Below are 21,721 nucleotides of genomic sequence, written 5' to 3' on the forward strand. Positions count from 1 at the left end.
TCCCTTTTTGTAATTTTAAAGTTTATATCAATAATGAAAGGATGGACATTGACATATAGGAGCTGGGTGCTCTTATTTGTTGGGATGATTTTGGTAGGACTATCGTCCTGTAGTAAAGAGACAGTGGATAATATAGGCCGGGATACTGCTTTGAATATTATTCGTTCAAACAAGTGGTTTGATGTCGTAAAAACGACTTCAAAAACGGATGAAGACCCGGTGCGGGAAGTATTGGTCGGAGAGGGAGAAACGATGGAGTTCAAATCAAACGGATATGCATACGTATATAAAGGTGCAGGAGAAACAGGCTCCTATACTTATAGTATGCCTACCAGTAAAAAAATGATCTTTGCTGGTGTGGAGTACGACATTCCGGAAAGTCTGGTTCAAACGGTAGCTAAATTTACTTTGGTAAATATAACGGGCGATATCACTACAAAAATAGAATTTAGAAGGAGATAACTTTCAAGAAGTAAATTCCTTATTTTAGTCCGATGAAAACAATACTTTTCATCGGACTAGTTTGGCCGGAGCCCCAATCATCCGCTGCAGGAATACGTATCCTACAATTAGTTCGGATGTTCCGACGTGTGGGTTACGAAGTGGTTTTCGCTTCGGCTGCGGTCAAATCCCCCTATAGCCATCCGCTTTATCAAGAGGGTATTCACGAAGAAGATATTCAGCTCAATAATAGTGGGTTTGATGCGTTTATTGCTTCGTTAAAACCCGATATTGTTGTTTTCGACCGCTTTATCAGCGAGGAACAATATGGGTGGCGGGTAAGAGAACATTGTCCATCTGCGCTAACGATATTGGATACAGAAGATTTGCATTTTCTACGACGAGCGCGACAAGATGCGGTAAAGCGTGGTACAGCAATAGATTATTATAATGATACGGCCACGCGGGAGATTGCCGCTATACTGCGTTGTGATCTTTCACTGATTATTTCGAAGAACGAACTGGAATTGCTTTTGGAAACATTTCATTTGCCCGCCGAGCTGTTATATTATTTACCTTTTTTAGAATCGAATATAGAAGAATCAACGCGCGATAGTTGGCTTCCGTTTGAGGAAAGAAAAGATTTTGTATTTATAGGGAATTTTCTGCACGAACCTAACTGGCACACGGTTCGGATATTGAAAGCAGAAATATGGCCGAAAATAAGGAACTGTTTACCAACCGCAGAATTACATATCTACGGTGCGTATGCCAGTGAAAAGGTTTATCAGCTCCATCAGCCCAAAGAAAATTTTTTGATAAAAGGACGAGCAGAGGACGCTCGAAAAACACTGGAAGCCTATAAGGTGCTTGTTGCTCCGATTCTATTTGGAGCAGGGGTCAAAGGCAAGTTTATTGATGCGATGCAGGCGGGTACTCCGTCGGTTACTACCGTTATCGGTGCAGAATCGATGTCGGTCGAAGGCATTTGGGGCGGGTATATGGAAGATGACTTGGATTGCTTTTCCCAGAAAGCGGTCGGGCTGTATCGAGATAGGAGGATATGGTACGAGGCACAGGAAAAGGGAATTTATATTCTGCATAAGACGAGTAGTAAAGAACAGTTTGAGGAACCATTTCTCACGCATATCAACGCGCTGAATAGTGGTTTAAGCCTGCATCGCCAGCGAAACTTTATGGGCCAGATCTTACGGAATCAGCAGCATAGTGCTAACAAATACATGTCTCTCTGGATTGAGGAGAAAAACAAATACCTTCGGTAATAAATATGATAACATTCTTTCTGAATAGGTTTTTTTTTTACTTTAGTTCCGGCTAAACTAAAATGACGTATTTATGCGATCAGAAGAAGAGAAGGTATAGTTAATTCTTCTGGTGCTTAAATTTAAAAGAGAGAGAAATAACTATATGGTTGACTATCAAATAAAAGAAAGTCCAGAAATTTACGATGCTATTGTTGTCGGCTCCGGAGCAGGTGGAGGTATGGCAGGCTATATTTTGGCCCAAGCAGGACTGAACGTGCTGATGTTGGAGGCAGGGCCTTTTTTTGACCCGGCAAAAGATGCCTTACAGTTGCGATGGCCTTGGGAATCGCCTCGTAGGGGTGCGGGAACAACTCGTCCGTTTGGAGATTTTGATGCGGCTTATGGAGGCTGGCAATTAGACGGGGAACCTTATACTACCGTAAATGGGACAGAGTTTGAATGGTTTCGCGCGCGCATGCTAGGTGGTCGAACGAATCACTGGGGACGTATTTCTTTACGGATGGGTCCTGATGATTTTAAACCGACTGATGGCATTACCGACGAGTGGCCCATCACGTACGAAGAAGTGAAACCGTTTTATGATCGTGTAGACCGGATGATCGGTATCTACGGGACAGTAGAAGGGATACGAAATGAGCCGGATGGGATTTTTATGAAACCACCAAAACCTCGTTTGGGAGAACTCTATATAGCCCGAGGGGCAAAAAAAGCAGGTGTACCGGTTATTCCGGGGCGAGGAGCTGTTTTGACAGAATCTTCTCCAGAGATCAAAGGTCGCGGAACGTGTTTTTATTGCGGGCAGTGTGGAAGATCCTGTAAGGTATATGGAGATTTTTCGTCCTCGTCTTGTCTGGTTATGCCGGCTATGAAAACGGGAAACCTCAAAGTGATCGATAATGCTATGGTTCGCGAAGTACTCACAAACGACGAAGGACTCGCAACGGGTGTTTCTTATGTGGATACGAAGAGCCTGCAAGAATATGCCGTAAGAGGAAAGACCGTTATACTTGGTGCGAGTGCTTGTGAGAGCGCACGTATTATGTTGAATTCCAAATCATCGACTCACCCGGGAGGCTTAGCAAACAGTACAGGTTTGGTTGGACGATATTTACATGACTCTACGGGGTCAAGTGCTTGGGGTTTCTTACCGCAATTATTAGATAGAAAACGTTATAATGAAGATGGTGTCGGTAGTGTGCATATTTATTCTCCGTGGTGGGAAGACAATAAAAAGCTGACATTCCCAAGGGGCTACCATATAGAATATGGTAGTGGTTTGAATATGCCGGGGTATGGGTTTTTGAACTGGGTTCCTGGCGCTGTTGGAATGGTGGCTGGCAACGGCGGAGAAAAGCGGGACAGCGGGGGATATGGAGCATTGCTTAAACAAGACTATCGTCGTTTCTATGGCGCATCTATCGGGATGGCCGGGCGGGGTACTGCTTTAGCGAGAAAAGATAATTACTGCGAGATTGACCCAACACGTGTGGATAAATATGGTATTCCTGTTTTGCGCTTTCACTACAAATGGGCCAACGAGGAAGTGGAACAGGCCAAACACATGCAGGAGACATTTAAGGCTGTCATGCATGAAATGGGTGCCGTCGTCCTTTCACCTGAATATGGCGCAGACACAAAGTATGGTTTGGAAGCGCCGGGTGTAATTATCCACGAAGGGGGAACAACTCGGATGGGTAACGATCCCAAGCAATCGGTATTGAACAAATGGGGGCAAGCACATGATTGCAAGAACTTATATGTGGTAGATGCAGGTCCTTTTGTGCAGCAAGGGGATAAAAACCTGACTTGGACCATCTTAGCCATGTCCATGCGGACTGCGGAATATATATTGGAAGAGAAGAAAAAGTTAAACGGCTGATCGAAAAAGATATGAACAGAAGAGAATCCCTTAAAGCATTAGGTTTACTTGCGGCAGGAGCCGGTGTGTTAGCTACAGCTTGTAATGGCGAGAGTGCGAAGGAAGCAAGGATAGCCAGCGAGACTTCTGATAAACTACCAGGCGTAGAGGATTGGGAGCATGAACGCACACAGAAGCTGTTGGAAGAAACTTTTTTCACCGAGCATGAAATGGCGACGATTACGGTGTTAGCGGACATTATTATTCCAAAGGATGATACATCCGGAAGTGCCTCAGAAGCAGGTGTGCCCGACTTTATCGAATTTATAGTGAAGGATCTTCCCTCTAATAAGATTCCTATGCGCGGTGGGTTGAAGTGGATGGACGTACAATGCCAAAAACGATATGGCCAAGCTTTTATAAAATGTACGGAAGAGCAACAAATTCAACTTATCGATGATATTGCTTACCCTGATAAAGCGAAGCCAGAGATGCGTCAAGGGGTTGCCTTTTTCTCCTTAATGCGTAATCTGACATCGTCGGGGTTCTATACAACGGAAATGGGGGTGAAAGATATTGGTTATGTAGGAAATAGACCGGGCGTATGGAATGGTGTTCCGGAAGACGTTTTAAAAGCACACGGGTTTGATCCCGAGAAATTTTTTGGATAGTTTACGGTGGAGATGCAGGCTGTTGCGTCGCAATTATTAATATATCAAAATATGTTAGGATTAAAGTTATTGACAGACCCGCGTTGGGCAAATATTGCGGAATCTAATCTCGATGAAATTTTGACCGATCATGCTTGGTGTGAGCAAAAAGCGGCATCCAATGCGATCACTTTGATTACGCAAAATCCAGAACACGAGGATCTTGTTCACGAATTGACCGCTATTGCTATCGAAGAAATGGAACATTTTCAGATGGTGATTGATATTATTAAAACCCGTGGATATACGCTAGGAAGGGAAAGGAAGGATGACTATGTCGGACAGCTGATGAAATTTTCCAAGAAAGATGGATCTCGTAATCAAGCGTTTATCGATCGCCTACTCTTTGCAGCAATGATCGAGGCGCGTAGTTGCGAACGCTTTCGCGTACTTTCTAAAAATATAGACGACCAAGAGTTAGCAAAATTCTACCATGATTTGATGGTTTCGGAAGCCAATCATTATACTACTTTTCTCCATTTTGCACGTAAATATACGACTGATGTCGATGTCGATAAAAGATGGCAAGAATGGTTAGACTTTGAAGGAGAGCTTATACAAAGTTACGGTAAGAAGGAATATATTCATGGTTAGTTCGTACTTTTTTCCCGTAAAAAAGAAACAAAAAACTCGTCGCTTCGGATTCTTGAGAGGAATGGTTGGTGCTTAGGATGAATTTCTACATACCTCAACAATCCGTATGCGACCTTTAATGTTAATAGGGGGATGGTGCAATTGTATATTCCTAATTAAAGTGTCCCTATTTTTGATGTTTTGGGTTATGGACGGCACTAAGGATAGATTCCTATAAACCTCAAACTTCCGTATGTGACCCTTTATGTTAATAAGGGGATAGTACAAATGTATTTTTCTTTTTTCCCGTAAAAAAGAAACAAAAAACTCGTCGCTAAAAAACTTTTGGCATTATGGGGTAGTACAAAAATGAAATTTTTACAGTTGCCAAAGATTTTAAGGCGACATTTTATGTTAATTGAGGGTAGTACAATTTGTATAGTCTGTTAATTTCCGTTTCTACGGTATTTAATAAACAAGAATAAAGGAATAAAAAGGATGTAGACACCCACGCACGCGGCACGCGGGCCAAAACGGCCTAGCATTTTTCCGCGGTCAGCTTTACGCCGGCTGTTCCGTTAAAAACAGCATGCTGTTTGACCGAAGGGAGTTTCATTCTGTTTAGGAATAGACAAGGAAAGGTAGCGGAACAATGCAAGCCTTGACTTTTTGTTTCTTTTTCGTCAAGGAAAAAGAAATACTTCTTGATATACATCAATGCCAACCCTAAAAACCATCCCTATCTTTGTTGTAGAAAGGAAAAAAGCTATGATTGAATTAGGAATAGGCATGTTTGGGGATGTGCATATAGATCCCTCTACAGGCAAAATGCAAGCTGCGGCACAGCGTACGCAGGAGATAATAGAAGAAATTAAATTGATGGATGAGGTCGGGGTAGATTTTTTTGGAATGGGTGAACACCATCGTATCGATTATGCCGTCTCTTCCCCTGAAATTATATTAGCGGCAGCTGCTACGGTAACGAAGAATATAAAATTAGGGAGTGCAGTATCTGTAATAAGTTCGGCGGATCCGGTAAAACTATTTCAAGACTTTTCGACGGTGGATTTGTTGTCAGACGGACGTGCAGAGATCATGGCTGGTCGGGGATCTTTTATTGAGTCCTTCCCACTGTTCGGTTATGATCTGAAAGACTACGCTGAACTGTTTGAGGAAAAATTAGAGTTACTCTTACGGCTTAACAAGCAAGATACCGTTACTTGGTCGGGTAAGTTTCGGAAACCATTGATAAATCAGGAAGTATTTCCGCGTCCCGTTAAGGGTTCCTTGCCTATTTGGGTAGCTGTTGGAGGAACTACTTCGTCTGTCATCCGGGCAGGTAAGCTGGGGCTTCCGGTCATGTTTGCGATTATAGGTGGTGCGATTGAGAACTTTAAGCCGTTGTTTGAAGTGTATCGGCAAGCTTGGGAAGATAATGGACACGCCATGGACGACTTTCAGGTAGGGGTGCATATGCATGCCTTCTTTGGAGAGAATGGACAAGAAGTGTCCGATCAGTACTATCCGCTTTATGCTGCACAGATGAATAGAATAGGTGCTTCAAGAGGGTGGCCGTCTTATCAACGTTCGCAATACGATTTCGGACGTTCTATTCATGGACATCTGGTGGTAGGTGATGTAAATCAGTCAGTTGATAAAATCCTGCATGTTATCGACATGTTTGGCTTAACGCGCTTCTCCGCCCACATGGATGTAGGAAGTCCACATCATAAGGATATGATGAAAGCTATTGAGCTGTATGGTACACATATCATACCGAAGGTAAAAGAAGCATTAAAAAAGTAAAAACATGACATCATGGCGATGCGCGGTCTCACTGACCAAGTATCGCCGTGATTTTTTAAAAGATTAGCTATTATCGGATGCAGTCGGGTTTTTATAAACGACATCGAGAATAACCGCGATTGCCCCATCCCCCGTGACATTGCAGGCCGTGCCGAAACTGTCCATGGCGATATAGAGTGAAATCATCAAAGCCTGATCTTCCAAACTAAAGCCCAACATCGAAGAAATAATACCTATGGCTGCCATAATAGCTCCCCCTGGGACTCCCGGCGCGGCAACCATGGTAACCCCGAGCATACAAATGAATCCTGCCATTTGGAAAAAATCAATCGGCATGCCTTGCAATAACATCAGCGCGACAAGGCAGGAAACGATTTTAAGCGTGCTTCCTGCTAAGTGTATAGTCGCACAAAGTGGTATAACAAAACTGGCGACGCTCCCCTGTACCCCCGCTTTCTTAGTCTGTTCAAGTGTTACGGGGATGGTCGCGGCCGAAGATTGTGTTCCTAGCGCGGTGAAATAAGCAGGGATCATGGTCTTTAATAAACGAAAGGGATTTCTGCCTGAAATAGCACCGGCGATGATAAACTGCAATAAAAGCCAGACGATGTGCATCAAAAAGATAACGCCGATAACTTTTAAAAACACGTTAAAAATGATGGCTATCTTTCCCGAATAGGTCATGTCCAGAAAAATACCGAATATGAATAAGGGTAACAATGGAATAATGAGTTTCTCGATAAGGATCGAGACCACCTTTTCAAAATCCTCGGCCACATTTAATAAGCTGGATTGCTTTATCTGTGTTAAGCCTAATCCGAATAGAAATGCGAATATGAGCGCCGGCATAACGTCGAAAAAAGGAGGGAACTCCACTTGGAAAAACGGAGAAAGGCCCTTCGCGTTTTCCATCGCTGGTGCTGCTATTTGATTTTCCAACAGATTAGGGAAGATAGTGATGCTGGTCAGGTAAGATGAAAAGCCTGCTGCTAATGTCGATCCGTATGCGAGTAGCACCGTGTATAAAAGTAACCTTCCTGCCGATTGGCCCAGTTTGGCAATGGCGGGGATAATAAGACCAACTATAATAAGTGGGATTAGAAATTTTAGAAGTTCATCAAACAAGCTATTGAAAGTGGCGAAGATACGTCCGATCCATGTTGGTACAACAAGACCCAGTGCCATACCCAATACGATAGCAACGACAACCCTGAACAGTAAGTTCCCGGCGATTTTTTTCATGCGCTAAAATACATTTTATTTTTGCAAAAATTTATTTCCCTATCTTTGCATGGTGGTACAGCAAAGCAAATTAATAGATATCAGAAGCTTAAGCTTGTCGGATTTAAAAGATCAGCTTACGGCAATGGGCGAGCAGGGGTTCCGGGCGAAACAGGTTTATGAATGGTTGTGGGTTAAGTCGTGTACAGATTTCGACCAGATGACAAACTTGAGTAAGGCCCTGCGAGAGACGCTGAAAAGTAACTTCGAGATACGTGCTGTTACTATCCGTGCGTCTCAGGTGAGTTCGGACAAGACCATTAAGAGTAGCTTTACGCTGTACGACGGAAATGTGATTGAAGGTGTTCTGATTCCTACACCAGGCCGGATGACAGCTTGTGTAAGTTCGCAGGTGGGGTGTAGTTTGACCTGTAAATTTTGTGCCACAGGGTATATGGATCGTAAGCGAAACCTGCAAGCCGATGAAATCTACGACCAGGTTGTACTGATTGCTAATCAAGCAGAAGAAAAGTATAATCAGCCACTCACCAATATTGTCTATATGGGTATGGGTGAGCCGTTGCTTAACTACAGCAATATGATGAAATCCATAGAGCGTATTACCGCTCCTGATGGATTAAATATGGCGGCAAAGCGTATTACCGTGTCCACTGCAGGGATTGCAAAGATGATCAAAAAATTAGGAGATGACGAAGTTCGCTTTAATTTAGCCTTGTCTTTACACGCGGCAAATGATGAAAAGCGAAACCAGATCATGCCGATTAACGAGCAGAATTCTTTGCAAGCATTGGCCGACGCGTTAAAATATTACTACGCTAAAACGAAGAGCCCCGTAACATTTGAATACATTGTGTTCCATAACTTCAATGACGAGCTGCAAGATGCAAAAGAACTTGCTCGGTTTTGTAAGCATGTACCGTGTAAGGTAAATATCATTGAATATAACCCGATCACATTAGCTGATTTTGTAAATGCAGAGGCGGACAAAATAGATCAATTTGCCAATTATTTGCGCAGTCAAGATATTGTGACCAACGTCCGTCGGAGCCGGGGGAAAGATATCGATGCCGCCTGTGGCCAGCTTGCCATCAAAGAAGAAACCGCAGTATAGAAGGCAAAGAATAAGAATAGAAGGCGACGAGATCTACCATGCCCTACGAAAACCTGACAGCTGAGTCTTTGAAAACAGAAAAGCAGTTATTACGAGATGTTCTATCCCCCATGAACTCACTTTGTTCGGTTTTGCTTCTTTTTTCCCGTAAAAAAGAAGTAACTTCGTAGTTACCAATTTTAACAGTATGAAAATCAAATCGTATTGGGAAAGTTTCGTATCTATCTTGTTCCCGCCGTTGTGTGTTTCTTGCGAAAATGTTCTTCTGTACCAAGAGGAATTTATTTGTACAACATGCCGATTCCATTTACCTATAAACGATCACTATCTTTTCAAACAAAACGAAATCACCCAACGTCTGTTAGGTAAAGCGCCTATCGATGCGGGCGCAGCTTACCTTTCATTTTCAAAATCCTCCTTAGTGCAAGTTATGATTCATAAATTGAAATACAGCAAGGATCACCGGGTGGGCATATATCTAGGAAATTGCTTTGGCAAGGAATTGCTTACTTCTCCATTTTATACAAACATTGATGTGGTAGTTCCCGTGCCGCTCCATCGAAAGAAACAACGTATTCGCGGCTATAATCAGAGTGAATATATTGCACAGGGAATTGCGCAGACTATGATGTTACCCGTGAATCAGGTTGATTTTATAAGGGTAATCGATACGGAAACACAAACAAAAAAAAGCCGTATAGAACGCCATGATAATGTTGAAAAGGCTTTTTCCTGTAGGAAACCCTCCGCGTTTGAACATAAGCATGTATTATTAGTGGACGATGTTTTCACGACCGGCGCTACCATTGCTTCTGCTATACAAACACTTGTTGAGCAGTGCCATTGTAAGGTTTCTGTGGCTGTATTAGCTATCGCGTAAGTGGCTTTCTCATTGTAGGGCTCGTCTCTGATAAAACAAAATATAGCTAAAAAGTGCCATACCTATGCCAACATAGTCTGCAAAAATATCCCACCAATCCGCTTGACGTCCGGTGGATAGGTAATATTGAATAGCTTCTGTAGCAAAGGCAAAAATACTGGCGGCAAAGAAAGCGATGATCACTGTTTTTATTTTGGATGGTGCGTCTGCACTTCGTGAGATGGAACCCCATAGCAACAGTGCCGTAAAAACAAAAAAGAAGCCGCAATGTGCCATTTTATCAAATCCTTCAAAATAGTTAGAGCTCGGTAGATCATCGGAAGGCAACCCCACTAATAATAACATGATTACTCCCCAGATAATAGCCCAAATGTATTTAAATATCGTTCTCCACATGGGAGGTAAAAGTCGTATTAATTCAGGAGCTTTCAAAGCAATTTAGTATTAAAAAAAGCGATGAATAAACGAAATAAGTCCTATCAAATAATTTTTCATTTTTAATTTATAAAAAATAATATCGCTGATTTACAGTGTTTTATGAATTTGTTTTTGTTTTTTATAGTACTATGTATTGCATAGTACAGTATAAAACATATAACTTTGTATTGTTATGATAGCAGAAAACACACAGACCCAGATGCGGAAAGGGATATTGGAATACTGTATCCTTTCGATCATTTCCCGAGGGGAGATTTATGCTTCAGATATTATCGCAGAGCTAAAGAAAGCCCAACTTCTGGTGGTGGAAGGGACACTATATCCCTTACTAACGCGTCTAAAGAACAACGGGTTGTTAAGTTATACATGGAAGGAATCAAGTTCTGGCCCACCGCGCAAATATTATCAGATTACCGCGGAAGGGCAGGCCGTATTATCTCGACTGGACATCACGTGGAAGGAGCTTGTTTTCGCGGTGGAAATATCAATGCAGGGAAGAAAGGACTAATAGAATGCATCTACATATAATTAAACAGGGTTATGAATAAGACAATTATTATAAATATCAACAGTATCGTTTTCCATATTGAGGAAGATGCATACGACACATTGCGGTCTTATATGATTGATATCAAAAAGCATTTCGGGAATACGGCTGAAAGCAAAGAGATATTAGAAGATATTGAGAACCGCATCGCCGAGATGTTTAATGAACGTATCCAAACAGGTCGTAAAGAGGTCATTAATTTGGAGGATGTTCAGCAAGTCATTCAGCAGATGGGACGTGTGAGCGATTTTGAAGAAAGTGAAGGAGCAGCTGGAGGGGAAGATTTCCACCATGAGCGGCAAGCCGGGCAGGCACCTCATATAGAATATGTCGGTAAAAAGCTAATGCGTGATCCGGATGATAAAATGGTCGGCGGTGTCTGTAGCGGTTTGGCGCATTATTTTGGTATGGAGCCTATCTGGACACGTGTTTTATTAGTTGTTTTCGTTTTACTCGGGGGATCCGGTGTGTTGGTATATATCATCCTTTGGATTGTTATGCCTGCCGCAGAGACCCGTGCTGATAAGATGGCTATGCGCGGGGAAGCGCCGAACTTGCAAAACTTTAAAAGGTCCTTTGATGAAGAGGCGAAGAACCTTTCCGAAACTTTTTCCGGAACAGGAGAACACATCAGTCGCAGTGCACGCACGGCGGGGAATGTATTGAGCGGTTGCCTGGGACTGATTGGGAAAATGATAGCATGGATTATGCTTATATTCGCCGGCCTAAACTTATTGGGACTGTTTATCTTCTATGTATTTAATATGATGAACTTCTTTGGGTTGGAGAATCCCATGTTTTTCCCACCATTGAAAGGATTATCGACGAATGACGGAATCATTGCGCTCACTTTTGGATTTCTGGCGATTGCCATACCATTTTTTGCGCTGTTTTTCTGGCTTACCCGCATATTATTTAAAACAGATAAACTAAACAGTTACTTATCGTTGACGATGTTTGCTGCTTGGATTGTGTCCATCGTTGGTATTATCTATTATTGTATAGCCACCGCGCAAGATTTTCGGGAAAAGAGCACGATCAATGTGCAAAAAGATATACAGCCACAAGCAATCTACAATTTTGCAGAGAAAGATATCCGCGTGCTCGACGCCAGCGAACAAGACTCCTTACAATCTAAATTTAATGTCCAGCTGGATGGACAGGACTTGCGGAACTATCTACATCGCGATATCAGCATCTATTTTGAAAGTATCGATTCACTGAGCCAGCCTTATATACAGTACAGTTATTCCGCTAAGGGGAGAACTTATCAGTTGGCTTCTGAACGTGCGCATAATATTGCTTATGAAGCTATCCAGGAAAGTTCGACATTCCTATTCCCCAGCCATTTTTTACTGATGAAGAATGCACTGGACAGAGATCAGCAGGTACGGGTGACGGTTTACCTTCCAAGAGGTGCAAGGGTAAGACTTCAACGTAGTATAGAGCCTAAAGTCCGTGATATTTCGTATTGGGAATGTTTGAATAATTACCCCGAGGAGGCACGACAACAACAAAAGTATACCGAGTGGACGATGTCGGGAGCCGGTTTAGTATGTATACAAAAGCCACAACCTACACCAAAAGAGGAAGAGGAGGAAGCTGTTGAATCTAAAATGAAGGCTTTATTAAATGAAATAAAAGATAGGAAAGATTCTGTTATCCGGATTGGAGATTCGGATGTGACAATTGAAGTAAAAGATAACAGTGTTAGAATCAATACTAAAAAGCAAGAGAAAAACTAATCCATGCGTATTATTTTAAGTTTTTGTATTCTCCTCGTTGCTGTATTCACGGCACAGGCACAACAAGGAGAAGTAAGCGGTCGTGTCTTTAATGAACAGCAAGAACCGTTGGTAAATGTATCCATCTATTTATTGACGGCCAAAGTAGGTGCACTCCTGAAAACGGAGGTAACCGATGAGCATGGGCGTTATGTTATAAAAAATGTACCTCCTGGTGAATTTGCAGTGCAGGCCTCTTCTGTGGGATATGAAACCAGTAAGACTACTTTATTTAAGGTAACAGGACAATCGGTTCTACTGGACGACATGGTATTAAAAGCCGAGTCGCAAACAATCGACGCGGTGACGGTGGAAGGGCAGGTACCACTTGTTCAGCAACGGGATGGAAAGTTGATTTTGAACGTAGAAAACTCGACGCTCGCAGCAGGCAATAATGCACTTGAGGTCGTGCAGCGTGCCCCGGGCGTAAGCGTTGACAAGGATGAAAATCTTCAGTTAATGGGGCAACAGGGCGTAAATGTAACGATAGATGGTAGACAGACGTATATGAGCGGGGAGCAGCTTGCGGGATTCCTTAAAACCATGAATGGTGATCAGATTCAACGCATAGAAGTCAGTACGACCCGAAGTGCAAAGGAAGATGCGGAGGGAACGGTTGGTACGATTAATATTGTTTTGAAGAAAAATAGACTGGAAGGCTTCAACGGTTCGTTTTTGGCAAGTGCCGCACATGGTAAACATGCTCGGGGAAACTCTTCGCTGAATCTGAACTATAAGAAAAATAACACGACTCTTTTTGGATCCTATGGCTACACCTATAATAAACGGCAATTTGATTTAGGTATGGAAAGAGTGATTCCTTCTGATGAAGCGGATAGGGTATTTGATCAGGAGGCAGCACTTATTGAAACGAATAAAACCCATAACTATCGGGTTGGGATAGAACAAAAAACGTCCGATCGGAATACCATGGTGTTACAGTTTTCAGGTGTTAATGACGACGAGACTTTTGATAATATAAGTTTGACAAATATTGGGCCACGCATAGGTATCATTGATTCTGTATTACATGCTTCTTCCAAAGCCATAAAGCCCTACAATCGATATACCGTGAATTTTAACAATGAGTTCCACTTGGATACATTGGGGACGAAGTTGGTGTTCGATTTAGATTGGAGCGCTTTTCGTGATAACGCTACCATCAATTATGATTACCGGACGACGGATCCGGCGGGCAATCTGTTATATGATCCAGAACTCGAACGTAGCCGCATGCCCGTAGATATTGATATTTACGTTGGAAAAATAGATTTTGCAAAAACCCTAAGGCAAGGTGGCAAGCTGGAAACGGGATTGAAGTATAGCCATGTCCGTTCGGATAATGACCTGCAGTTTGAGCATTTTGTAGGTAACCGATGGCAAGATTATGCTGGTCGTCCTAACCATTTTGTATATACAGAACAGGTCGCGGCGGCATATGTTGATTACAGTCGCGGGTTTGGATCTTGGTCTATGAAGTTAGGGCTTAGAAGCGAATATACGGTCTCCGATGGGAACTCCATCACGTTGGCGAAACGTGTGAAACGCGATTATTTGGACTGGTTCCCTTCAGGAAATTTATCCTATACGCTTAATGAAAACAATATCTTTTCATTAAGTTATGCACGAAAGATAGCACGACCTAACTATCGATATTTGAATCCCTTTGAAGAGTATATAGATAAGTTCACCTCCATGCGTGGGAATCCATATGTCAACCCGCAGTATACCAACGGTTTTACGTTGAATTATACGCTATACAAAATGTTTAATTTTACATTGGGAACGGATATAACCAACGACGCTATGGTGGAGAGTCTAGGACAGGATTCGGTAACGGGTCAAGCGTGGATTACGCGCGAAAACTTAGCTAAAACGATTACATCTTATTTGAATATTAATGCGCCCGTAAGAATAAGTAAGTTTTGGTCGATGAACAATAACTTGACAACTATTTACATGCACTTTAAAGGTCCTATCGCCGGAGAATACGCAGATTTAGGGTCTACTTTCTTTCAAGGGCGTAGCACGAATAATTTTAAGTTGAACAAAGCGTTTTCGGCAGAACTGTCTGTTAATTATAATAGTACGTTCTTATACAATGTTTATAAAATTCACGCCCGCTGGGGAACAGATATCGGCGTCAACTATAATTTCAAAGACGAGCGAAGCTCTTTGAAACTGGCCGGAACAGATATTTTTCGTACGCAACAAAATAATGTTTCTACCGATTTTGGACAATTCAACTCCATGATCCGTCAGTATAATGATAATCAAAGTATTCGGTTGACTTACACTTATAAATTCGGTAATTTGAGACAGCAGATTAGAAAAAAGGACACGGACTCTGAAGAAGCTAGTCGTGCCAGATAGGTTGTAAACCAAACTCCTAAAAAATTGTTATCTTGTCGATGTTTAAACAAACAAGACTATTATGAAACAATTATTTCTTTTTGCAGTAACAGCTGTCGGAGCTACATTGTTGACTACAGCATGCGGTCAAAGACAGCAACAACAGGAGCAAGAACAGACGGAGCAACAATTACAATTGACGGAACAGTGGGAAACAAAAAACCTACCTACTCCTGAATCTGTACTGTATCATGCCGGAGACGATGCTTTATATGTTTCTTTGATTGACGGCGACGGTGCAGAAAAAGATGGAAAAGGCGGCGTTGCTATATTGAATCTGGATGGAAGTGTCAAGAATCAAGATTGGGTGACTGGAATGAACGCTCCGAAAGGGATGGCAGTACATGAAAACTTATTATATGTGGCCGATATTACAGCAGTAGCGGTCATCGATATGGAAACCGGCGAAGTACGCCATGAAATTGAATTTCCAGAGGCTGTCTTTTTGAATGATGTAACGGTAGATAACGATGGCGTAATCTATGTTTCAGACACGCGTACCGGTACAATTTATCAAATGCAAAATAACGAACCTACCGTATTTTTAGAAAACGCACCGAATGCAAACGGATTAAAATTTGTCAACGGTAGTCTTTATGCGTTGGTTGGGCCAGAGTTATGGAAGATAGATGCCAATAAAGAGCATACCGTTATCGCCAAAGGTTTCGCGTTGGGGGGAGATGGGTTGGAACCCGTAGGTAATAGTGGAGACTTTCTGGTTACTTGTTGGGGCGGTTTGGTATATTATGTGCACGCGGATGGCAGTTTCGAAAAATTAATGGATGTACAAGGAGAAATGAATACGGCAGATTTGGGCATACATCCCGAAAGCAATACGATATACATTCCGACATTCAACAGCAATAGTGTGAAGGCATTCAAGTTGGAAAAATAAATAAAAGAGAGGAGGAAACTCCTCTTCTTTTTTGGAGGATAACTATCTTTGTCGACGATGAACAGCATGACGACAGAACAATTATATCAACGCTATACAGAAAGTGGAACTGTATCTACGGATACCCGAAATATCATACCCAACAGTATATTTTTTGCCTTAAAAGGGGAGCGGTTCAATGCCAACGAATTTGCCGCGCAAGCGTTGGAAAGCGGGGCTAAATGGGCTGTTGTCGACGAAGTAAAATATGTAGCGGATGAACGTTATGTGCTCGTGGAAGATGTGTTGACTACGTTGCAGGAATTGGCTCGACATCATCGTCGCCAACTGCATATCCCCGTTATAGGGATAACCGGAACGAATGGTAAAACCACGACCAAAGAATTATTGTATGCCGTACTTTCACAACGCTTTAAAACGTATGCCACAAAAGGAAATCTTAATAACCATATAGGTGTTCCTCTAACGCTACTTTCCATAGATCACAGTATCGAAATGGCGGTTATTGAAATGGGCGCAAATCATCAGCAAGAGATTGCTTTCCTGTGCGGTATCACTGCACCGACACACGGCCTCATCACGAATGTAGGAAAGGCACATTTGGAAGGTTTCGGCTCATTTGAAGGGGTAAAAAAAGCTAAGGGTGAGCTATATGATTTTCTCAAAATGCACGATGGGGTATTGTTTCTCCAAGGGGATAATGCGTACTTGCGGGAAATGGAAATGCAGCGGGCCATTTCAAAGGTTGTACGTTATGGCTTCTCGTCTACAAACGATATCGTGGGGCAACTTAAATATGCTAACCCCTTACTTTCCGTTTCTTGGAAAACACGGGAGAGCACGACGGATCATCTTATACAAACGCAGTTGACGGGCTCCTATAACACCGAAAATATATTAGCGGCGATTGCGGTAGGGCATTTTTTCGGGGTAGATGATACGCGAATCAATCAAGGAATTGCGGATTATACACCTGCCAATAACCGTTCGCAAATTACAAAAACGGTACATAATACGGTTATCGCTGATTATTATAATGCGAACGTCAGCAGCATGGAAGCTGCTTTGGCGAATATGAAAGTGATTGATGCGGATCGTAAGGTAATCGTATTGGGTGATATGTTTGAACTGGGGGAGGACACGTGGAAAGAACATCGATGCATGATCGACCGTGCGCTGGCTCTGGGGGCGGAACGGACTATTTTTGTGGGAGAAGCATTCTATGCCCACCAGCATGTCAATGGCGAATTTTATGAATCTATCGAGAAAGCTAAAGAAGCTCTCAGAGAACAGCCTGTTGTTAACAGTACGGTTCTATTGAAAGCTTCCCGTGGAATGGCATTTGAAACACTGATGGACGTGTTATAAGTTATTTAACTTTTTCCACCACAAATACAATAGTTTTATAATCATCCTTTTCATAAAGAACACCGATTTGGTTTTTTTTCACCATAACAATATCGGAATACGCTGTAAAAGCACCCTTATAACCCGCTGGTGCTTTGGCAATGACTTTGTTGAAATACCAGGTTTTTCCTTTGTCTTTAGATAGACGTAAGGTAAGATTATCTCTGCTTTTTTCATCAGCTGCATTGCAGACAGCCAATATATATTTATTGCCTTTTTTCCAAGATAGTGTGCTGCCCTGATTGACCGGATCAGGGAGATTACGATCATAGTAGGTTGTATCCCAAGTCACGCCACCATCGCTTGAATAACTGACTATACGACTCCGTACATTGCCTTGCTGGTTACGGGTGTTCATGTACAGTTCGGTGTCCGAGATTTGTGCAGCCATGGTTTCGTTACCACCTTCAAAGGTAATTTTGTCGGCTAGTTGAAACGTCTTACCGTGATCGTCTGAGTAATAAGCGTGTGCAAAATAGTCTTTGCCTTTTTCCTTAGGTTCTCCGACCGAGTGGTTGGCGGGAATATATAAGCGTCCTTTATATTTGCCGGAATCAAATTGCAGTGCGTGCCCAGGTGTATTCGCATATGCTCGCCAATCTTCTTGGAAGGTATATGCCGGATTAGAAGACGGCTGGTTGGGGCGGTGTGCTTGTGTGGTGATGTTTACAGGTTCCGACCATGTGTTAGCTCCGTCGGTAGAGGTAATATACCATAGCTCGCGGAGGCCATTACCCTTCCTTACTTCGCCTTCATGATTGTTCCCCGTATTATAGAATAAAAAGATGCGGCCATTTGGATACTGGGGATCCAACAGATCTACTACGGGTGCCGCATTACCGGCTTGTAGTTTGTCATAGTCCGCAGCCACTTGCAATGCCCCCCAAGTCTTGCCGCCATCTTGGCTGATTTTGTAAACAATGTCTACATTTCCGTAATCTCCCGAATGGTCTACACGCCCTTCGGAAAACGCAATCAATTCACCTGTTTTGTTTTTAATAATGGCCGGAATCCGATAGCTAGCGTAGCCATCGTCGCCAGATTTGAAAACGGTAACTTCCTGTGCACGTGCGAATAACGAACAGGTTACCACGCAAAAAGTTAATAATAGCTTTCTCATGTTGTTATATTTATCGTTTTTAATTTTCATTAGCATCAATTATCTATTTTAAGCTCTCGATGGTTTCATCTATTTTGTAAGGTGTAAAAGTAAACATCCATTTGACAGGATTTTGCCAATCCACACCTTTAAACGAAGCGACAGGCAATTTAACCAGCACGTCGTTCCATCCTTTTTTTAGTGCAATCATAGTCGGTTCACGAAAAGAATACCCTTCATCTATAAGCGGAACTTCTAGCCCACCTTTTTGCCCCGCCTGTTTCCATACAGGTGGTTCTATAGGGGCATTGTTTACCCAAACCTTACTTTGTCGGTTGTCCCAGGTGCCTATTGCTGGCGAGTCGCTTGCGTAGGAACGAGAAAGATTATCAAACCCAATCCAAAAAGGTTTTGATCCGGATTCATCACTCCAGATTTTTGTTCGGGCATACCAGGTTGTATTGGGTTGGGGGTTATCGATCACTCCTGGTATAATATCCGCCCACCAATGCCTCAAGATTACGGTACCCCCCACGACCTTTTTTGTAGGTGCTACGGCTTTGACCAGCGGATTATTTTCTATATCGAACGAACTTGATAGGTTCCCTTTGTTATCGAATGGGCCGATCAATTCCCATTGCAGATCTGTTTGCTTGACATACGGGAACGGTTTGTCTGCAAGGAAACGTTGTTGATGAACAAGTAACTTTTCTTCAAATTCTTGAAAAGAAACATAGTCTTCGGTACCAGCTGGCGGAATATTGGCAACCCACCCCGATTTACCTCCACCTTGCCAAATCCGTTCTGCAAAGGTTAATAGGGAAGGATAAATGGCACTTTGATAAAACATGTCTTCGGGAGCGGCGACCGCACGATCTGGCCAAGAACATAATATAGCTCCCTTCAGGTTAGGATGTTCTGCATCCTGTTCACCGATCCGGCGGAAAAAAAGTGTGGTTACCGTTTCTAGAGGATCCATGTGGTTAATATAGAGGTGCTTCGAGTCGATATAGACCATTTCTCCTTCCGCCGCTACGGCTTCCGGGCCGCCCATCCAAAGTTGGCGGATGGTTTGGGACATTAAGTTGCTGCCCGGGTCCCAGCCCACTGTCTTATAACCCAACTCCTCTACATATTTTGTGATCTCCGGCATAAAGCTTTTATTCGTGATTTTCACCTCATCGCCACCAATATGGAAATAGGGGAGCCCGGGGAAGGTCGTTGCAAACTCTTCCAAAAGCTCCTTAATATAGGTGATGCCGCTGTCTGATTGCATGTCTACACCGAAATAGCGTGTAAAAGCTGCACTATGGCCAGGCATGTCAATCTCGGGCAACAATAAGATATGACGTTCGGAGCAATACGCCATCAGTTCGCGGAATTCGGCCTCTGTGTAAAAATCACCAGCCCACCGGGTCATGTATTCCGCATCGGTGAGCTTTGGATATTTCTTGCTGGCTAAGCGCCAGGCGATATCTTCGGTGAAATGGAAATGCAGCACATTCAGCTTATACCGTGCCATGACGTCAATCTGCTCTTTGAGCATAGATAGGGGTTGGTAGTTACGACCCACATCTACTAAGAATCCCCGCCAAGAAAAGGCAGGTTCATCCTGTATCTCACACACCGCGAGTTTATAGTTTTGTAATGTAAACTGCCTTAGGGTCTGCAGACCATAAAATATTCCAACCGTTGACGGAGCAGTAATTTTTATTCCTTCTTTATGAACGTGGAGATGATACGACTCGTCTGCTGTGTTCGCGGTAGTCCCCCCGGCAAGTACCAACTGTAGGGTTGGCAACTTCTCTGAGGCCTTGTCCTGAACCACGATATGCCATTCTTCAAAAATAGTCTGGGCAAGTTGATGCTCCTTTGCCAACAAAGCGGAAGATTCTTCGAGCCGGATACCCGCTGTTAAGTCTAAGAAACCCGATCCCTGTTCGAGATGAATCGGCTGGGGGATTAATTTCTCTTGTGCAGATGTAGTCGTCCTGCATAAGGTTATGAAGCACGCGAAGATAAAAACGATATATCTCATATTGGCTGATTAATAACATTCTCTAAACTGGACCAGCAATACCATTCTTGGCGAGGCAGGTGGAAAGGACCTTTAAAGAGGTTCCCTTTTGCGGTTTGCGCAATCGTTCCGTCGCGGTGCAGATAGCCAAACCATTCTCCGTGTTCCCTGTCGTGGAAATGGGCGTATGCGTAGTTATGGATCTGCTCGTGCATTTTTGCATATTTTTCGTTTCCGGTCACGAGATATGCTAATAGGGTTGCGATAATCGTTTCATTCTGTGGCCACCAGAACTTCATATCCTGCCAGTATTCTTGTACCGGTTTATCATATACATCGCGGAAATACAGGATACCACCGTGTTCCTTATCCCAGCCCCGTTCCCACATGTAATCTAACATCCGGCAGCCGAGGTCAACCAGTTTAGGATCGTTGTCGCGGTAGCGTGCTTCGTGTAAAATAAACCAGGCACCCTCGATAGCGTGGCCCGGATTGAGTGTTCTCCCATCGATATGATCGATGATACTTCCGTCTGGCGCAACCTGTTCCATCACACAGCGGATATCGTCTTTGACAAAATATGTTTCTATTTCTGTTATCCACTCGGCTATTGCCTGATCACAACGCGGATCTCCTATGGTATCGCGCAGTTGTTGTGCTGTATTGATCATAATCATGGGAATACCAATACCCTTTGCCGGGCGTGTTGATTCAAACTTCGGTTCGATAGGACGTATTCCTTGTGCATATTCTAGGCATATGCCGAACATTTTACGTGCAAAATCCGCCGCTTCTGGATCTCCCGACGCCTTAGCATAGGCTGCAGCGGCGATGACGGCAAATGTTTCTGAAAAGAAATAGCGGCGCATCCGAATAGGGTCGCCGGTACGGTCGACATGGAAATACATTTTACCCTCCGTATTAAAACACTTCTCGCGTAGGAACGTATAGCCGAGTTTAGCGCCTTCTAGCCATTCTGCTCGAGGTTCGATCGTGTTGTATAAGGTTGCCAAAAGCCAACATGCCCTACCTTGTATCCACACTGCTTTGTCGGTATCCATTAAACTGCCGTCTGCATCTCGCATCAGTAGATATCCGCCATGCTCCATATCGAAAGATCGCGGAAACCAAAACGGAACGGTATCTTCTAAGAGTTGTTTTTTATAAAAATCGCGAAGCGATAAAAGATGTTTCTTGTCCATTTGTTGTATTCTT

The 21,721-nt window shown here is 43.1% G+C and carries 18 protein-coding genes; 13 read left to right on the forward strand and 5 right to left on the reverse strand.

The genetic code is table 11. The features are described 5' to 3' along the window. Nucleotides 1-33: 33 nt before the first annotated feature. From H8B17_RS01645 to H8B17_RS01670, 6 genes are all read left to right on the forward strand, one after another. A complete protein-coding gene (locus tag H8B17_RS01645) occupies nucleotides 34-462 on the forward strand; it encodes a hypothetical protein (RefSeq protein ID WP_190307431.1) in 429 nt (142 codons plus the stop codon). Between the two features lie 32 nt (nucleotides 463-494). Then, on the forward strand, nucleotides 495-1,724 hold the full coding sequence (locus tag H8B17_RS01650) for a glycosyltransferase (RefSeq protein WP_190307432.1): 1,230 nt from the start codon (nucleotides 495-497) through the stop codon (nucleotides 1,722-1,724). Between the two features lie 145 nt (nucleotides 1,725-1,869). Beyond that, a complete protein-coding gene (locus H8B17_RS01655; protein WP_190307433.1) occupies nucleotides 1,870-3,606 on the forward strand; it encodes a GMC oxidoreductase in 1,737 nt (578 codons plus the stop codon). Nucleotides 3,607-3,617: 11 nt separating this feature from the next. After that, nucleotides 3,618-4,256, forward strand: coding sequence for a gluconate 2-dehydrogenase subunit 3 family protein (locus tag H8B17_RS01660; protein WP_190307434.1), 639 nt, complete (start codon nucleotides 3,618-3,620; stop codon nucleotides 4,254-4,256). Nucleotides 4,257-4,307: 51 nt separating this feature from the next. Continuing rightward, nucleotides 4,308-4,889 (forward strand): tRNA-(ms[2]io[6]A)-hydroxylase, encoded by a 582-nt coding sequence (gene miaE / locus H8B17_RS01665; RefSeq protein WP_190307435.1) that lies wholly within the window; start codon nucleotides 4,308-4,310, stop codon nucleotides 4,887-4,889. A gap of 747 nt (nucleotides 4,890-5,636) precedes the next feature. Beyond that, nucleotides 5,637-6,674 carry an Atu2307/SP_0267 family LLM class monooxygenase gene (locus H8B17_RS01670; RefSeq protein ID WP_223816291.1) on the forward strand — a complete coding sequence of 346 codons (1,038 nt, stop codon included), beginning with the start codon at nucleotides 5,637-5,639 and terminating at the stop codon, nucleotides 6,672-6,674. Nucleotides 6,675-6,737: 63 nt separating this feature from the next. On the opposite strand, the gene H8B17_RS01675 is transcribed toward H8B17_RS01670, so the two are convergent. Further along, entirely contained in the window at nucleotides 6,738-7,916 is a 1,179-nt protein-coding gene (locus tag H8B17_RS01675; RefSeq protein WP_190307436.1) for a dicarboxylate/amino acid:cation symporter, read from the reverse strand. A 49-nt stretch (nucleotides 7,917-7,965) separates the two neighbouring features. On the opposite strand from H8B17_RS01675, the gene rlmN reads away from it, so the two are divergent. Together rlmN and H8B17_RS01685 are read left to right on the forward strand one after the other, a co-directional pair. Continuing rightward, entirely contained in the window at nucleotides 7,966-9,027 is a 1,062-nt protein-coding gene (rlmN, locus tag H8B17_RS01680) for a 23S rRNA (adenine(2503)-C(2))-methyltransferase RlmN (protein ID WP_190307437.1), read from the forward strand. 187 nt (nucleotides 9,028-9,214) lie between these two features. After that, entirely contained in the window at nucleotides 9,215-9,907 is a 693-nt protein-coding gene (locus tag H8B17_RS01685; RefSeq protein WP_190307438.1) for a ComF family protein, read from the forward strand. A gap of 9 nt (nucleotides 9,908-9,916) precedes the next feature. On the opposite strand, the gene H8B17_RS01690 is transcribed toward H8B17_RS01685, so the two are convergent. Then, complete coding sequence (locus H8B17_RS01690; RefSeq protein WP_190307439.1) at nucleotides 9,917-10,303, reverse strand: VanZ family protein; 387 nt, start codon at nucleotides 10,301-10,303, stop codon at nucleotides 9,917-9,919. 214 nt (nucleotides 10,304-10,517) lie between these two features. On the opposite strand from H8B17_RS01690, the gene H8B17_RS01695 reads away from it, so the two are divergent. The 5 genes from H8B17_RS01695 to H8B17_RS01715 all read left to right on the forward strand — a co-directional run bounded on the left by H8B17_RS01695 (nucleotide 10,518) and on the right by H8B17_RS01715 (nucleotide 17,351). Next, nucleotides 10,518-10,853, forward strand: a complete 336-nt coding sequence (locus H8B17_RS01695; protein WP_190307440.1) for a PadR family transcriptional regulator — start codon at nucleotides 10,518-10,520, stop codon at nucleotides 10,851-10,853. A 32-nt stretch (nucleotides 10,854-10,885) separates the two neighbouring features. After that, nucleotides 10,886-12,637: a PspC domain-containing protein gene (locus H8B17_RS01700; protein ID WP_190307441.1), complete on the forward strand. Its 1,752-nt coding sequence runs from the start codon at nucleotides 10,886-10,888 to the stop codon at nucleotides 12,635-12,637. 3 nt (nucleotides 12,638-12,640) lie between these two features. Beyond that, nucleotides 12,641-15,049 carry a TonB-dependent receptor domain-containing protein gene (locus tag H8B17_RS01705; protein WP_190307442.1) on the forward strand — a complete coding sequence of 803 codons (2,409 nt, stop codon included), beginning with the start codon at nucleotides 12,641-12,643 and terminating at the stop codon, nucleotides 15,047-15,049. Between the two features lie 61 nt (nucleotides 15,050-15,110). Beyond that, nucleotides 15,111-15,983: an SMP-30/gluconolactonase/LRE family protein gene (locus H8B17_RS01710; protein ID WP_223816292.1), complete on the forward strand. Its 873-nt coding sequence runs from the start codon at nucleotides 15,111-15,113 to the stop codon at nucleotides 15,981-15,983. 66 nt (nucleotides 15,984-16,049) lie between these two features. Next, entirely contained in the window at nucleotides 16,050-17,351 is a 1,302-nt protein-coding gene (locus tag H8B17_RS01715; protein ID WP_190307443.1) for a UDP-N-acetylmuramoyl-tripeptide--D-alanyl-D-alanine ligase, read from the forward strand. A gap of 1 nt (nucleotide 17,352) precedes the next feature. Here the strand turns inward: H8B17_RS01715 and H8B17_RS01720 are convergent, their stop codons facing one another. The 3 genes from H8B17_RS01720 to H8B17_RS01730 are packed head-to-tail and all read right to left on the reverse strand — an operon-like array spanning nucleotide 17,353 to nucleotide 21,708. Continuing rightward, a complete protein-coding gene (locus H8B17_RS01720) occupies nucleotides 17,353-18,510 on the reverse strand; it encodes a sialidase family protein (RefSeq protein ID WP_190307444.1) in 1,158 nt (385 codons plus the stop codon). 43 nt (nucleotides 18,511-18,553) lie between these two features. Next, a complete protein-coding gene (locus tag H8B17_RS01725; RefSeq protein WP_190307445.1) occupies nucleotides 18,554-20,527 on the reverse strand; it encodes a family 20 glycosylhydrolase in 1,974 nt (657 codons plus the stop codon). Beyond that, nucleotides 20,524-21,708, reverse strand: a complete 1,185-nt coding sequence (locus H8B17_RS01730; RefSeq protein WP_190307446.1) for an AGE family epimerase/isomerase — start codon at nucleotides 21,706-21,708, stop codon at nucleotides 20,524-20,526. The genes H8B17_RS01725 and H8B17_RS01730 overlap by 4 nt, the downstream gene beginning before the upstream one ends. Between the last annotated feature and the right edge of the window lie 13 nt (nucleotides 21,709-21,721).

Origin of the sequence: Sphingobacterium arenae (assembly GCF_014692505.1) — a bacterium.
GTDB classification, from domain to species: domain Bacteria; phylum Bacteroidota; class Bacteroidia; order Sphingobacteriales; family Sphingobacteriaceae; genus Sphingobacterium; species Sphingobacterium arenae.

Coding starts and splice junctions, on each gene's coding strand:
- H8B17_RS01645 (WP_190307431.1), top strand. CDS start 34: ATGAAAGGATGGACATTGACATATAGGAGCTGGGTGCTCTTATTTGTT.
- H8B17_RS01650 (WP_190307432.1), top strand. CDS start 495: ATGAAAACAATACTTTTCATCGGACTAGTTTGGCCGGAGCCCCAATCA.
- H8B17_RS01655 (WP_190307433.1), top strand. CDS start 1,870: ATGGTTGACTATCAAATAAAAGAAAGTCCAGAAATTTACGATGCTATT.
- H8B17_RS01660 (WP_190307434.1), top strand. CDS start 3,618: ATGAACAGAAGAGAATCCCTTAAAGCATTAGGTTTACTTGCGGCAGGA.
- miaE (WP_190307435.1), top strand. CDS start 4,308: ATGTTAGGATTAAAGTTATTGACAGACCCGCGTTGGGCAAATATTGCG.
- H8B17_RS01670 (WP_223816291.1), top strand. CDS start 5,637: ATGATTGAATTAGGAATAGGCATGTTTGGGGATGTGCATATAGATCCC.
- H8B17_RS01675 (WP_190307436.1), bottom strand. CDS start 7,916: ATGAAAAAAATCGCCGGGAACTTACTGTTCAGGGTTGTCGTTGCTATC.
- rlmN (WP_190307437.1), top strand. CDS start 7,966: ATGGTGGTACAGCAAAGCAAATTAATAGATATCAGAAGCTTAAGCTTG.
- H8B17_RS01685 (WP_190307438.1), top strand. CDS start 9,215: ATGAAAATCAAATCGTATTGGGAAAGTTTCGTATCTATCTTGTTCCCG.
- H8B17_RS01690 (WP_190307439.1), bottom strand. CDS start 10,303: ATGTGGAGAACGATATTTAAATACATTTGGGCTATTATCTGGGGAGTA.
- H8B17_RS01695 (WP_190307440.1), top strand. CDS start 10,518: ATGATAGCAGAAAACACACAGACCCAGATGCGGAAAGGGATATTGGAA.
- H8B17_RS01700 (WP_190307441.1), top strand. CDS start 10,886: ATGAATAAGACAATTATTATAAATATCAACAGTATCGTTTTCCATATT.
- H8B17_RS01705 (WP_190307442.1), top strand. CDS start 12,641: ATGCGTATTATTTTAAGTTTTTGTATTCTCCTCGTTGCTGTATTCACG.
- H8B17_RS01710 (WP_223816292.1), top strand. CDS start 15,111: ATGAAACAATTATTTCTTTTTGCAGTAACAGCTGTCGGAGCTACATTG.
- H8B17_RS01715 (WP_190307443.1), top strand. CDS start 16,050: ATGACGACAGAACAATTATATCAACGCTATACAGAAAGTGGAACTGTA.
- H8B17_RS01720 (WP_190307444.1), bottom strand. CDS start 18,510: ATGAGAAAGCTATTATTAACTTTTTGCGTGGTAACCTGTTCGTTATTC.
- H8B17_RS01725 (WP_190307445.1), bottom strand. CDS start 20,527: ATGAGATATATCGTTTTTATCTTCGCGTGCTTCATAACCTTATGCAGG.
- H8B17_RS01730 (WP_190307446.1), bottom strand. CDS start 21,708: ATGGACAAGAAACATCTTTTATCGCTTCGCGATTTTTATAAAAAACAA.